This window comes from Streptococcus danieliae (genome assembly GCF_009767945.1).
Taxonomy (GTDB): domain Bacteria; phylum Bacillota; class Bacilli; order Lactobacillales; family Streptococcaceae; genus Streptococcus; species Streptococcus danieliae.
Genome location: NZ_WSRS01000053.1, coordinates 1 through 13595 on the forward strand (window position 1 = coordinate 1; position 13595 = coordinate 13595).

Consider the following 13595-nt stretch of genomic DNA (forward strand, 5'->3'; position numbering starts at 1 on the left):
TCGAAAGAAAAAGTGTTGTTTTTAGAACTGTTATTTGTTAGACTAAACATATGGGTTTCCTTTCTGATTGTGATTTTGTTGATGCTTATATCATAAAGGGGAACCCTTTTTTTGTCCAGTCATATGTCTCACCCAATGGGTGAAAATCAAAAACTTCTAGAAACCTTGATCTATCAGGGATTCTGGAAGTTTTTTAGTTAGCTATGAATAATTCGGGTTTAAGTATGTCTGGGAAGAAACTGTTCATCATAAGAATGAGAAGTATTCAAGTGCTGTTGAAAGGCTTAAACAGTTTGAATTAGCAAGCGCTTCTGAAGAGACAAAGCTTCAAGAACAGTCCTCGATTCTATCAAAGAATAAACAAGAGCTTGAATCCTCACAAAAAGTAATTGGTGATGAATTAAGTAAAACGATCAATCGATTAAATGATTTAACTAAAGGAAATCAAGAAAAACTAAGAAATCTTGAAATTGTAAAAAAAGAACTTGAAAGCAAACAGTCTGAGTTAGTTCCGTTACAAGATATCTTAGCACGGAAAACTGCTATTTACGAAGAGTTAAAAGCGAAAGTGACACAAGCTCAAGAATCGGTGTCAAGAGCTGAGGAAGATTTGAAGAATCTAAATACGCAGCTTGAACAAATGAAGTCTGAATTAAAGTCTCTCCAACAAGCTGATGAAGATTACACTAAAGCGAAATCAAACCTCGAGCTAGTCCAGAAAAAATTAGAAGACGCTCAAGAAAAACTGAAACAGGATTTGTTATTACTCACAGCATTGAAATCAGAGTTGCAACAAAAAAGTTTGTTATTAGATGAATGTGAATTAAAAGATGATGCAAAATTAGATGACTTGATTTATATTCCATCTACTAGTAACAAACCTCAAAATAAATCTGTGAATGCTACAAATAAGGTTGAACAACTTGTTATTAGTAAAAAGAGAGATAATAGGGTTACAGGTTTAAAAACTGTAGCTCCTAAGGAGACTCTCCCTCATACTGGGGAAGCAAATTCATATTTAACAGTTGCTGGAATCAGTATGATGGCAACCTTGAGTTTGGTGTCTACTAAAAAACGTAAAAAGTCTAGTTAGGATAATGTCATTAAAATCCTATTGACGTATACGGATTCCTTTTGTTACAATAAATCTTGAAAAGATTGATTATTCTCATCGACTGATAGCGAGTTCGGGATGGTGGAAGCCGGATAGGAGAAGAATAAGTGGCCCTTTTTACCAGTAGATAAAGAATGAAGGCTGAATAAGCAAAAATAGGGTGGAACCGCGTTTCGACGCCCCTTGTCTTTAGACAGGGGGATAGAAGGCGGTTCTTTTTATTCCCTGGAATTGGTTGAGGGAGAACATTTAGAAAGAAGGTCATTATGGCAGAGAAACTTACCTTTCAAGAAATTATTTTAACCTTGCAGCAGTTTTGGAGTGACCAGGGTTGCTTGTTGATGCAGGCTTATGACAATGAAAAAGGGGCCGGAACCATGAGTCCCTATACATTTTTACGGGCTATTGGACCTGAGCCTTGGAATGCTGCTTATGTCGAGCCTTCACGTCGTCCAGCGGATGGACGTTATGGAGAGAATCCTAACCGTCTTTACCAGCACCACCAATTCCAAGTGGTGATGAAGCCAAGTCCAAGTAATATTCAAGAGTTATATTTACAATCCTTGGAAGTCTTGGGAATCAATCCTCTTGAGCATGATATCCGTTTTGTTGAAGACAACTGGGAAAATCCATCAACTGGTTCTGCGGGTCTTGGTTGGGAAGTCTGGTTGGATGGAATGGAAATCACCCAGTTTACCTACTTCCAACAAGTAGGGGGCTTGGCGACTCAACCGGTGACGGCTGAGGTAACATATGGTTTGGAGCGCTTGGCCTCTTACATTCAAGAGGTGGATTCGGTTTACGATATCGAGTGGACAGCAGGCGTTAAGTATGGTGAAATCTTTAACCAACCTGAATTTGAACATTCAAAATACAGCTTTGAGTTGAGTAATCAGGAGATGTTGCTGGAGAATTTCAACAAGTTTGAAGCAGAAGCGCAAGCTGCGCTGGAAGCGGCTCTGGTTCATCCTGCTTATGACTATGTTTTGAAGTGTTCCCATACCTTTAATCTTTTGGATGCGCGTGGGGCTGTGTCTGTCACAGAGCGGGCTGGTTACATTGCACGGATTCGGAATTTGGCGCGGGAAGTTGCTAAGACCTTTGTAGCAGAGCGCAAGCGCCTTGGCTATCCTTTGTTGGATGAAGCCAGCCGCCAAGAATTACTAGCAGAGGAGGACTAAGATGACAAAGACAGTATTGCTTGAACTTGGTTTAGAGGAGATGCCGGCCTATCTTGTGACACGTAGCATGGATCAATTAGGCCAACGTGTTGCAGACTTCTTGAAGCAGCATCGTTTGGATTTTGAAAAAATTGAAACCTTCTCGACGCCCCGCCGTCTAGCGGTTCGGGTTAAGGGCTTGGCAGACCGCCAGCAGGACCTGGTCGAAGATTTCAAGGGACCAAGTAAAAAGATTGCCTTGGATGCAGAAGGCAATTTCACCAAGGCTGCCCAAGGTTTTGTTCGTGGTAAGGGTTTGACCACAGACGCCATTCGTTTTGAAGAAATCAAGGGTGAAGAGTATGTCTATGTAACCAAGGAAGAAAAGGGACAGGTTGCAGAAGAAATCCTGCCTCAGTTGACGGAAACCTTGGAAGCTATGACCTTCCCTGTCAGCATGCACTGGGCTAATTATCGCTTTGAATACATTCGTCCAGTTCACACCCTGACCCTTTTGGTCGATGACAAGCTCTTGGAAGCTCGTTTCTTGAACCTGGAATCAGGTCGTCTCAGTCGTGGTCATCGTTTCTTGGGGCAAGAAGTTAGCTTGGCTTCTGCGGACAGCTATGAGGCTGATCTGCGTCAAGCCTTTGTCATTGCGGATCCAGTTGAGCGGACCCAAATGATTCAGGATCAAATCCGGGACTTGGAAGAGTTACACGGGGTTCGGGTGGAAATTGATCCAGGCCTTTTGAATGAAGTGTTGAACCTGGTTGAGTATCCAACGGCCTTTTTAGGTTCCTTTGATCCCAAATACTTGGACTTGCCAGAAGAAGTTTTGGTGACCTCCATGAAGGCGCACCAACGTTACTTTGTGGTTCGAGACCAGGAAGGCAAACTCTTGCCACATTTTGTCTCTGTTCGGAATGGAAATGCGGATCACATCGCGAATGTTGTGAAAGGAAATGAAAAGGTTTTGGTGGCCCGTCTGGAAGACGGAGAGTTCTTCTGGAAAGAGGACCAGAAATTGGCCATTGAAGACCTGCTTCCAAAATTGGCCAAGGTGACCTTCCATGAAAAAATTGGAACCCTTGCCGAACACATGGAGCGGACTGCTAAGATTGCGGCTTACTTGGCAGACCAGGTTGGTTTGAGTCAGGAGGAGCAGGCAGATCTAGCACGTGCGGCAGCGATTTATAAATTTGATCTCTTGACCGGTATGGTGGGTGAGTTTGATGAATTGCAAGGGATCATGGGGGAGAAATATGCCCTTCTTGCGGGTGAAAAGCCTGCTGTAGCACAGGCAATTCGTGAGCACTACCTACCAAACTCCAGTGAGGGGGTCCTTCCGGAGAGCCGTGTTGGAGCTGTCTTGGCAGTGGCGGATAAGATGGATACGCTTCTGTCCTTCTTTACCGCTGGTTTGATCCCAAGTGGTTCCAACGACCCTTATGCCCTTCGTCGGGCAACCCAGGGGATTGTCCGGATTTTAGATGCTTTTGGTTGGGATCTTGACTTGCGTGAGCTGCAAGATGCCTTCTTCCAAAATCAATGGTACCAGCATAAGGACGAAATCTTGGAATTCTTCAATGCGCGGATTGAAAAAATGATGGATGCTTCCATCAATAAAGACATTGTTCGGGCTGTCTTGGCCAATAGCCAATTCAAGGTGTCTTCCCGTCTCTTGGCAGCCAAGGCCCTAGCCCAGGCGGCGCAAGCCGAAGGCTTTAAAGAAGCTGTTGAGAATCTGTCACGGGTCTTTAACCTAACAGAGAAAGCAGAAGAAGTGGCTATTGATGCCAGTCTATTGGAATCGGATTCCGAGAAGGCTTTGGCGAAGGCAGTCGATGGTCTAAGCTGGTCTGAGGATATGACTGCGAATATGCAGGAGCTATTTGATCTAGCACCGCTGATTGCTGACTTCTTTGAAAACAATATGGTCATGGCTGAGGATCTTGCCGTTCGTGCCAACCGCCTAGCGCTTTTGGCCCGCTTACGCCAAAAAGCTAGCCGTCTCGCCCACTTTACCTTACTTCAAACTAAATAGGAGAAAAAATGGAAGATTCAAAAATCGAACGCATCAATGAACTGGCCAAGAAGAAAAAAGAGGTTGGCTTAACGGAGGCGGAATTGGAAGAGCAAGCGGCTCTTCGCAAGGAGTACATTCAAGGTTATCGTCGCAGCTTGCAGGCCCATATTGAAGGGATCAAATTGGTTGACGAAAATGGCAATGATGTGACGCCTGAAAAATTGAAACAAATTCAAAAAGAAAAAGGCCTACACGGCCGGGGTCAGGAAGATTAATAGATAAAGAACGGCTGGGGAAACCAGTCGTTCTTTATATAAATCTTGGTAATTGGTTGTAGATTTTGCTATAGTGGTTATAGGAAAACAAAGGAGGCCTGAGATGGAAGTCTATACACTCGCAAATGGGATTCAAATCCCTAAGATTGGTTTTGGAACCTGGCAAATTCCGGATGGAGAGTTGGCGGTTCAGTCAGTTTCTTATGCCTTGGAAGCTGGTTATCGTCATATTGATACGGCACAGATTTATGGCAATGAAGCCAGTGTCGGTCGTGCCTTGGCTGACAGTAATTTGGATCGCCAAGAAATCTTTGTAACCACTAAGGTTTGGAATGATAAGAATGGTGTGGAAGACACACGCCAGTCAATCCTAGAATCAATGGACAAACTCGGTGTAGATTATTTAGACCTAGTTTTGATCCACTGGCCAAATCCGGCAGCTAGTCGGGACAGCCTTCCTTGGCAGGAACGGAATGCCTTGGTTTGGAAAGGCTTGGAGTCTCTTTACCAGGAAGGGAAAATCAAGGCTATTGGTGTGTCGAATTTTATGGTACACCACTTGGAGGCTTTATTGGAGAGCGCAGAAGTAACGCCCCAGGTCAACCAGGTTATGCTGGCTCCGGGAACCCCGCAAAAAGAACTGGTTGCCTACTGCCAGGATAAGGGAATCCTGCTAGAAGCCTACAGCCCATTTGGAACAGGAACTTTATTTGAAAATGAAGAAGCTGCTCAGTTGGCGCGTGAAGCAGACTTAACCTTGGCCCAACTAGCCTTGGCTTGGTCCTTGGACAAAGGCTTCTTGCCTCTGCCAAAATCAACTAGCCCAGAAAATATCCAGGCTAATTTAGCCATTGAAGGACTGGCGATTGCTCCCCAAGCTATCGAGGTTTTGGATCAACTCCAAGGAGTTAAGGGACAGTTGGATCCAGATAAAGCAGATTTTTAAGCACAGAGGTGAGTCTGGGTGCTTAACAAGGTCAGATTAGTATTAATACTCAAAGAAAATCGAAAATAGTCTAGGAAACGAGCCGCAGACAGTACTAGACGTACGGCAAGGAGAGTTGACAACGAATAGTTTTGATTTTCAAAGAGTATAAAAGGAGTGAGACAAGAACTAAGGGTAGTTCTGTCCCACTCCTTTTTTATCTTAGAGTAGATTGATAACTTTTTCAAAGTTATCCACAATCTGGCTTTCGGTTACGGCCATCAACAACTCCCCTTCTTTAAAGATGTAGTTGGGGGTGAGGTGGATGTTGAGCTCGCTATTGCGGTGTTCTCGAAAGCCGATGATGTTTAGCTGGAAGTGTTTACGCAATTCCAATTGGGCCAAGGATTTTCCAATCCAGCGTTTGGGAGGATAAAATTCAATGATGGAGACATCCCGATCTAATTGAATAATGTCGGTTGTTTCCCGGTGGAGGATGTGTTTGGCTAGGGAGACACCGGTCTCCCGTTCGGGTGAGATGACACGGTCGGCCCCGATTTTTTCAAGGACTTGGCGGGTCGTTTTGCTTTTGACCTTGGCAATTACTTTTTCAACGCCCAGTGTTTTGCAGTGCATCACAGCCAAGACACTGGACTCCAAGTGCTGGCCGGTTGCTACAACAACTGTATCGCAGGTATCAATTCCGGCTGCTTGGAGGAGGTCGAAGTCGGTGAAGTCGCCAACAACTCCGTGAGTTAGCATAGGTTCAACGTGGTTAATGGCATCTTCATGGTCATCCACGGCGATAATATCACAATCAAATTTACTGAGGGTATTGACAATACTGCGTCCAAAGACCCCTAGGCCTAGAACGCCAATAGTTGGTTTTGGCATGCTAATCCTTTCTAGCCAACTAAGAGATTGGCTTTGGCATATTTCAGAGTTGATTTTCGACTAGGTTTTCGATCGGCAAAGGAAATTAAGAGAGTTAGGGGGCCAATCCGGCCCATAAACATAAGGAGCATGATGATGGTTAAACAAGCCTGATTTAATGTTGGGGTGAGGTTGGCACTAACACCTACTGTTGAGAGGGCGGAGACAGCTTCCATCATGATATAGAGGAAGCGATGACTATCGCCATCGAAGTAGGACAGGAGGGCGAGACTGGACATGAGAGAAACAAAGTAGACCATGAGAATGGTGAAGGACTTTTGGACCGTCTTTGGAGAGACTGTCCGTTTCCACAAGTTCACATGCGGTAGACCGAGAATCTCAGCCCTGGCATAGGCCAAGAGGACCAGGAAGGTGGTCACCTTAAGACCGCCAGCAGTTCCGCCTGGAGCGCCACCGATAAACATCTGGTGAGCTAGGAAAATAATGCTGGCTGGTCGCATTTGGGTGAAGTCCACTGTCGAAAAACCAGCGGTTCGTACGGTTACACTTTGGAAGAAGGCGACTAAAAAGCTGTCCCAGAAATTTAAGGTTCCCAAGGTAGCAGGGTTGTGGTATTCGCTAATCAGGGTGGAAATGGTCCCGAAGGCCAACAAGAAAGCGGAGGCCCCTAGAACAATTTTTGTATGGAAGCGGAGGCGTTTCAGCGGGTGTTTTTCCAGTAAATTGGTTTGCAGATCAAACCAGACAGAGAATCCTAAACCGCCGGTGATGATGAGAAAGGAGATGGTCAGAATGACCAGCGGATCGGTCTGATATTGAATCAGGCTAGAGCGTCCCAAGTTATCGAAGCCTGCATTGCAAAATGCTGAGATAGCCAGAAAGACCGAAGTGAACAGACCTTCAGTCCAGCCTAGCAAGGGAACAAAGCGAAAACTTAAGAGGAGAGCACCAATTCCTTCCAAGAGGAAGGTGATGAGAAATACCGATTTTACAAAACTTTTTAAGGACCGGGGTTGGGTGTAACTAGTGCTTTCTTGGATGGCAGCTCGGTTGGAAAAACTTAGCTTTTGTTGGAATTGTAAATAAAAAATACCAATAAAACTAATAAACCCGAGGCCGCCAATCTGAATAAGCAGCATGGCGATGATTTGGCCCCAAATGCTGTAGGTTTCCGAAAGGGGGACCACCGATAGTCCGGTTACACAAACCATGGACACGGCCATAAAGAGATGATCAAAATAAGTCGCTAAAGATGTCGGAGTCTGGGAAATGGGCAGGCTTAAGGCAAGTGATCCAAGAAAACTCACCAGGGCAAAGCTCATAAAGATTCGCCGCGCTGGAGGTTGGCTGGTTAAAAAACGATACATAGACTCGATAATCCTTTTGAAATGATGTGTTTATTCTACCATATTTTTGTAATGCTGCAGCAAGGAAAGTGAGGGAAGGGGAGGGTGTTTTTTGAAAAAGGTGGGGCTTTGGGGTATAATAGTTTAGATATGAAAAAAGAATTCCATCATGTAACGGTTTTATTAAAGGAAACAGTTGATTCCTTAAACATCAAGCCTGACGGTGTCTATGTAGATGCGACACTGGGCGGAGCTGGTCATAGTGAGTACCTTCTATCTCAGTTGAGTGAAGAAGGCCATTTGTATGCCTTCGATCAGGATGAAGACGCGATTCGCCATGCCCAGATTCGCCTAGCGCCTTATGTGGAGAAGGGAATGGTGACCTTTATTCAAGATAATTTCCGAAATCTACAGGCGGCACTAGCAAGGCTGGGTGTCCAAGCGATTGATGGAATCTGTTATGATTTAGGGGTTTCAAGCCCGCAGTTGGACCAGCGTGCGCGTGGTTTTTCCTATAAACAGGATGCCCCGTTAGACATGCGGATGGACCAGTCCGCAGCCTTGACGGCCCAGGTCGTGGTCAATGATTATCCTTATGAGGATTTGGTACGGATCTTTTTTAAATATGGAGAAGATAAATTTTCCAAACAAGTGGCGCGAAAAATCGAAAAGGCACGAGATCTAGCTCCAATTGAGACAACGACGCAATTGGCTGAGATTATCAAATCTGCAAAACCGGCTAAGGAGCTTAAGAAAAAAGGACACCCAGCCAAGCAAATTTTCCAAGCGGTTCGGATTGAAGTCAATGATGAGTTGGGGGCAGCGGAGACTTCCTTGCAGCAAGCAATGGACTTGCTCAAGCCTGGTGGTCGGATTTCGGTCATTACCTTTCATTCTTTGGAGGATCGGTTGACCAAGCTTCTTTTTAAAGAAGCTTCGACCGTTGAGATTCCCAAAGGGATTCCCTTGCTACCGAGTCAAATGGAAGCTGACTTCCGCTTGGTCAATCGCAAGCCGATTCTGCCTTCCAATGAGGAATTGGAAGCCAATAATCGTGCTCATTCGGCCAAGTTGCGTGTACTAGAGCGAATCAAATAAGGAGTTTTTATGGCTCAAGAATCTAGAGGGTTGAGGAGACTGCGACGTCCCTTAACCAATTTGGAAAAGATTTTTTATGGAACTATAGTAGTGACAACGGTGATTGTCGCTATCACAACAATTTTTTTACAGACCCAGATGCTCCAGGTCGAGCGGGATTTAGCGACTTTAAATTCCCAAGTTGAAAGTAAGGAAACGGAGATCACAGAGGCCAAACAGCGGGTGAATGAGCTAAGCCGCTATGATCGTTTTCAAAAATTGGCAGATGAGCAGGGAATGACTGTAAAAAATGATAATTTAGTAACGGCGGAAAAACCATGAAACGATTGTGGCAACGGGTACGTCTGTTTGTTTTAAAGGGACGGAAAAGCCCGATAGAAAATCGGCAACGGGTGGGAAAACAATTAAGTGTTCTGACAGTATTTCTCTTTTTTGTTTTTTTGATTAACTTTGCTGTCATTATAGGAACAGATACCAAATTTGGTGTGGATTTATCGGAGGCTGCGAGACGGGTTCACCAAGAAATTCGTATCAATCCAGCCAAACGGGGAACCATTTATGATCGTAATGGGATTCCGATTGCAGAGGATTCAACGACCTATAATGTTTTTGCGGTCATTGATAAGGAGTATGTTTCGGCCAAGGGTGAGAAACTCTATGTTGATGCTGACCAGTACGGACAAGTAGCAGATCTGTTTAAGGAATACCTAGAAATGGATTCGGATTATGTGCTGAAACAGTTACGTCAGGAGGGACTGCGGCAGGTCTCATTTGGAACCAAGGGAAATAATTTGTCCTATGGAACCATGACCGACCTCAAGAAGGCAGCTGAGAAGGCAGGCATTAAAGGGATTGACTTCTCAACCAGTCCGAGTCGTAGTTATCCAAATGGGAATTTTGCTTCTCAGTTTATTGGTTTAGCCCAGCTCACAGAACATGAGGATGGTAGCAAAACCTTGGTCGGAAACACAGGGTTGGAAGCTTCCATGAATAGTATCTTGGCAGGAACAGACGGTGTGACCACCTATGAGAAGAACCGGGTCGGTAGTATTATTCCGGGGACCGAAAAAGTGGAGAGCAAACGGATTGATGGTCAGGATGTCTACACGACCCTGTCTGTTAATTTGCAAACCTACTTAGAAACGCAAATGGATTTGTTCCAGGAAAAAACACGTGGGAAGTGGGCTTCAGCAACCCTGGTTTCGGCGAAAACAGGGGAAATCTTAGCCCACACCCAACGGCCAACCTTTAACCCAGATACCAAGGAGGGCTTGGATGATGAAAACTTTACCTGGTCTTCCGCTCTCTATCAAAGTAACTTTGAGCCGGGATCGACGATGAAAGTTATGACCCTGGCTGCTGCCATTGACAACAACACCTTCCCGCCTAATGAGCTCTTTGACAATACACAGTTGAACGTAATTGATGCAACCATTCGTGACTGGTCGGTCAATAACGGAACCTCGACGGGGCAGGTGATGAGTTTTGCCCAGGGATTTGCTTACTCATCCAACGTCGGAATGGTTTTGCTGGAGCAAAAAATGGGAGCTGACAAGTGGTTAGACTATCTATCCCGTTTCCGGTTTGGGATTCCAACACGCTTTGGAATGGGTAATGAGTCAGCGGGCTTGTTGCCGGCTGACAATATTGTGTCGATTGCCATGTCTGCTTTTGGTCAAGGGATTTCAACGACCCAGGTGCAGATGTTGCGAGCTTTTTCAGTCATTGCCAATGATGGGGTGATGATTCAGCCGAAGTTTATTTCTGCAATTTATGATCAAAAGCAAGATGCAGTGCGAAAAGCTGGTCTTGAGATTATGGGGAATCCAGTTTCAGAGAAGGCGGCGCGTGAGACTCGTGAGTATATGGTGACGGTTGGGACAGATCCTTATTACGGGACCTTGTATGACAAATGGTCTTCTGATTTGAGTTTACAGGGACCGATTATTCAAGCTGGTGGTCAAGCTCTTGCCGTTAAATCAGGGACAGCTGAGATTGCAAAAGAAGATGGAACCGGTTATCTTGAAAATACTTATATGAACTCAGTGGTTGCCATGTCATCAGCAGAAGATCCTGATTTCATTATGTATGTGGCGACAGCCCAACCGGAACAGTTTAGTCCACTCATGTGGCGTGACTTTGTCAATCCAATTATGGAAGAAGCCATTGCGATGAAGGATACGTTGAATTTGACAGAGTTGAGTCCTGTTTTGAATGACGTTTCTAAAGAGTTAATCTATAAGATGCCAGACACTTCGAATATGTCCCCAGGGAATTTAGCAGATGTTCTAAGGCAAAATCTTGTGCAACCGATTATTCTTGGTACGGGGACTTCAATTCGGAAAATCTCTGCTGATACGGGTGATCGCTTGAAAGCCAATCAACAAGTTCTGGTTCTCACCAATAGTTTTGATGAAATTCCGGATTTCTATGGATGGAATAAACAAATGATGAAACAGTTTGGCAAGTGGACGGATATTGAAGTGGATATTCGTGGTTCCGGTAGCCACGTTGTTGCTCAAGATGTTGATCCGAATACGCAATTGAAGAAAGTTAAAAAAATAAAAGTGACCTTGGGAGACTAATTAAGGGGACCTCTAAAAACCCCAGTTTTTCTTCAAATTGAATCACTCAAACATCGATAAATAAGCATTTGGGTTTTGAGGGATTTAGTTTTTAGAAGTCCCTTCAAAAAATTCTATGAACGCATTAAGCTCTATCAAAGACAGCTGGCTAGAAAGTGTGTTGTAAATGGGAATAAGGCGACCCAAACTAAGAATTATGCTAAGACGAGAGCCAAGTTGCAGCGGACTATCGGAAGGTTGCAGCTATTCAGATCAACATTCTCCATGAATTTACAACAGAACTAGTGACTGACTTTGATAAAATCATTATCGCAGATTTAGATGTTAAGAGAATGCAGATGTCTCATGCTGCATCCAAGGGCTTACATCGCTCTATGTTTGGGCAGTTCAGACAGATCTTGACCTATAAGGCTGATTGGTACGGTAAGGAGATTATCTTAGCCGATAAACATTATCCAAGCACGCAACGTTGTTCCGCTTGCGGTCACATTAAGACAGGTGACGATAAAATCACTTTAGCAGGTAATGCTAAACATGGAACCAGGCACCATGAATACATTTGTTATGAATGTGGCTTTGTGGGAGACCGGGATGAAAATGCAGTTGCCAATCTTTTGACCTTACTCAATTAAACAATACGGGGTGCTACACCCTTAGGCTATCAGAGTTAGTCACTGTCATTACCCTCTTGGAGGATATGAGAATACTAATGGTAACGGTAGTAAATAAAATGAAGAAAGGAAGTCTATATATTCTTTCTCAAATGTGGTTAAATCTTACAAATGACTACGTTTGGTTATATTTTATATAGCAGATTAATATGAATACCGAATTTTTTGTTGGCCTCATTTCGTTTGTGTTGACCGTTCTTTTAATGCCCATTTTCATCCAGACCTACAATAAGGCCAAAATTTCTGGCCAGCAGATGCATGAAGATGTCAAACAGCACCAAGCCAAGGCGGGGACGCCTACGATGGGAGGGATTGTCTTTCTGCTTGTTGGTAGCTTGGTGGCCTTGTTGGGTCTGCTTTGGTCGGGCCAATGGACAGCTAGTGCCGGGATGGTTCTATTAATCCTTGTTTTATATGGCTTGGTTGGCTTTTTAGATGATTTCTTAAAAGTCTTTCGGCGAATCAATGAGGGGTTGAATCCGCGGCAAAAGTTGCTCTTGCAGCTAGTGGGCGGACTCCTCTTCTTTCTGATTGCAGATAGCCAGGGTGGAACCTTGAATGTTTTTGGATATGCCTTGCAGCTGGGTGGTCTCTACCTGCCCTTTGTTTTGTTCTGGTTGGTCGGTTTCTCCAATGCGGTGAATTTGACGGATGGAATTGATGGCTTGTCAAGTATTTCCGTTGTGATTTCTTTGTCAGCCTATGGGATGATTGCCTTCATGCAAGAACAGTGGGATATCTTGCTGGTGATTGCCAGTTTGCTTGGTGGTTTGTTAGGATTTTTCCTTTACAACCGCAAGCCGGCCAAGGTTTTTATGGGAGATGTTGGGAGCCTGGCGCTTGGTGGTATGCTGGCAGCCATTTCCATGGTGCTCCACCAAGAATGGACTCTTTTGCTGATTGGTTTGGTGTATGTTCTCGAAACTTCCTCTGTTATGCTGCAAGTGGCCTATTTCAAATATACCCGTAAGAAATATGGGGAAGGTCGCCGCATTTTCCGGATGACCCCTTTCCACCACCATCTGGAATTAGGGGGACTTTCTGGCCGTGGCTCTGCCTGGTCTGAATGGAAGGTGGATTTCTTCCTGTGGGGTTTGGGATTGACCACTTCGCTGATAGCCCTTGCCATTTTGTATCTCTAAAGCTCAAAGGTTGGATTTTTGGTTCTATAATAAGTTGTGTGGAAAGCTTGCTCTCCATGCAACTTTTTTTGTAATTCAGAGTGCAAAAAAAAGCAATTCCTAGTAAACTGATAAGTGAAAAAAAAACATCAGAATAGGAATTGCTTCATATGGACTATGTTACTCAAAAATTACTCGGAATTCAAAACCTAAACATTACTTTTAGAGAAAATTGGCTTACTTTTCGTAAAGATAAGCGAAATCGTCTTGCCCAAATCATTGAAGGTTCTTTGGAAAAACGTCCAAGCTGTTGCCCCTCCTGTGGAGTTATCTGGGAATCTACTAAAGATGTCTATGCCCATGGTACCACTCCTAAA

At 44.4% G+C, this 13595-nt stretch carries 11 protein-coding genes and 2 pseudogenes; 11 read left to right on the forward strand and 2 right to left on the reverse strand.

Features of this window, described 5'->3' with window-relative positions:
• Window positions 1-568: 568 nt before the first annotated feature.
• The 5 genes from E5983_RS06255 (at window position 569) to E5983_RS06275 (ending at window position 5524) form a co-directional block, all read left to right on the forward strand.
• Window positions 569-1093 (forward strand): LPXTG cell wall anchor domain-containing protein, encoded by a 525-nt coding sequence (locus E5983_RS06255; protein WP_331251097.1) that lies wholly within the window; start codon window positions 569-571, stop codon window positions 1091-1093.
• Between the two features lie 287 nt (window positions 1094-1380).
• Complete coding sequence (glyQ, locus tag E5983_RS06260) at window positions 1381-2295, forward strand: glycine--tRNA ligase subunit alpha (RefSeq protein ID WP_160333027.1); 915 nt, start codon at window positions 1381-1383, stop codon at window positions 2293-2295.
• 1 nt (window position 2296) lies between these two features.
• Window positions 2297-4321, forward strand: coding sequence for a glycine--tRNA ligase subunit beta (gene glyS / locus E5983_RS06265; protein WP_160333028.1), 2025 nt, complete (start codon window positions 2297-2299; stop codon window positions 4319-4321).
• An 8-nt stretch (window positions 4322-4329) separates the two neighbouring features.
• On the forward strand, window positions 4330-4578 hold the full coding sequence (locus E5983_RS06270; RefSeq protein ID WP_160333029.1) for a DUF896 family protein: 249 nt from the start codon (window positions 4330-4332) through the stop codon (window positions 4576-4578).
• Between the two features lie 103 nt (window positions 4579-4681).
• Window positions 4682-5524: an aldo/keto reductase gene (locus E5983_RS06275; RefSeq protein WP_160333030.1), complete on the forward strand. Its 843-nt coding sequence runs from the start codon at window positions 4682-4684 to the stop codon at window positions 5522-5524.
• 201 nt (window positions 5525-5725) lie between these two features.
• Here the strand turns inward: E5983_RS06275 and E5983_RS06280 are convergent, their stop codons facing one another.
• Both E5983_RS06280 and E5983_RS06285 read right to left on the reverse strand, forming a co-directional pair.
• Window positions 5726-6397: a potassium channel family protein gene (locus E5983_RS06280; RefSeq protein WP_160333031.1), complete on the reverse strand. Its 672-nt coding sequence runs from the start codon at window positions 6395-6397 to the stop codon at window positions 5726-5728.
• 11 nt (window positions 6398-6408) lie between these two features.
• Entirely contained in the window at window positions 6409-7764 is a 1356-nt protein-coding gene (locus E5983_RS06285; protein WP_160333032.1) for a TrkH family potassium uptake protein, read from the reverse strand.
• A 129-nt stretch (window positions 7765-7893) separates the two neighbouring features.
• Between E5983_RS06285 and rsmH the strand changes: the two genes are divergently transcribed.
• The 6 genes and pseudogenes from rsmH to E5983_RS06315 form a co-directional block, all read left to right on the forward strand.
• Window positions 7894-8841 (forward strand): 16S rRNA (cytosine(1402)-N(4))-methyltransferase RsmH, encoded by a 948-nt coding sequence (gene rsmH / locus E5983_RS06290; RefSeq protein WP_160333033.1) that lies wholly within the window; start codon window positions 7894-7896, stop codon window positions 8839-8841.
• Between the two features lie 9 nt (window positions 8842-8850).
• Window positions 8851-9162 (forward strand): cell division protein FtsL, encoded by a 312-nt coding sequence (gene ftsL / locus E5983_RS06295; RefSeq protein ID WP_160333034.1) that lies wholly within the window; start codon window positions 8851-8853, stop codon window positions 9160-9162.
• Window positions 9159-11426, forward strand: a complete 2268-nt coding sequence (gene pbp2x, locus E5983_RS06300) for a penicillin-binding protein PBP2X (RefSeq protein WP_160333035.1) — start codon at window positions 9159-9161, stop codon at window positions 11424-11426. Before ftsL ends, pbp2x begins: the two co-directional genes overlap by 4 nt.
• A 105-nt stretch (window positions 11427-11531) precedes the next feature.
• Window positions 11532-12058, forward strand: a pseudogene (locus E5983_RS06305) (RNA-guided endonuclease InsQ/TnpB family protein); the annotation flags it as partial.
• Between the two features lie 188 nt (window positions 12059-12246).
• On the forward strand, window positions 12247-13239 hold the full coding sequence (mraY, locus tag E5983_RS06310; protein ID WP_160333036.1) for a phospho-N-acetylmuramoyl-pentapeptide-transferase: 993 nt from the start codon (window positions 12247-12249) through the stop codon (window positions 13237-13239).
• Between the two features lie 149 nt (window positions 13240-13388).
• Window positions 13389-13595, forward strand: a pseudogene (locus tag E5983_RS06315) (hypothetical protein); the annotation flags it as partial.

What these genes read in the sequence shown, in the direction of transcription:
- E5983_RS06275 (WP_160333030.1), top strand. Translation starts at nt 4,682, where the DNA reads ATGGAAGTCTATACACTCGCAAATGGGATTCAAATCCCTAAGATTGGT.
- E5983_RS06270 (WP_160333029.1), top strand. Translation starts at nt 4,330, where the DNA reads ATGGAAGATTCAAAAATCGAACGCATCAATGAACTGGCCAAGAAGAAA.
- mraY (WP_160333036.1), top strand. Translation starts at nt 12,247, where the DNA reads ATGAATACCGAATTTTTTGTTGGCCTCATTTCGTTTGTGTTGACCGTT.
- glyS (WP_160333028.1), top strand. Translation starts at nt 2,297, where the DNA reads ATGACAAAGACAGTATTGCTTGAACTTGGTTTAGAGGAGATGCCGGCC.
- E5983_RS06285 (WP_160333032.1), bottom strand. Translation starts at nt 7,764, where the DNA reads ATGTATCGTTTTTTAACCAGCCAACCTCCAGCGCGGCGAATCTTTATG.
- ftsL (WP_160333034.1), top strand. Translation starts at nt 8,851, where the DNA reads ATGGCTCAAGAATCTAGAGGGTTGAGGAGACTGCGACGTCCCTTAACC.
- glyQ (WP_160333027.1), top strand. Translation starts at nt 1,381, where the DNA reads ATGGCAGAGAAACTTACCTTTCAAGAAATTATTTTAACCTTGCAGCAG.
- E5983_RS06280 (WP_160333031.1), bottom strand. Translation starts at nt 6,397, where the DNA reads ATGCCAAAACCAACTATTGGCGTTCTAGGCCTAGGGGTCTTTGGACGC.
- pbp2x (WP_160333035.1), top strand. Translation starts at nt 9,159, where the DNA reads ATGAAACGATTGTGGCAACGGGTACGTCTGTTTGTTTTAAAGGGACGG.
- rsmH (WP_160333033.1), top strand. Translation starts at nt 7,894, where the DNA reads ATGAAAAAAGAATTCCATCATGTAACGGTTTTATTAAAGGAAACAGTT.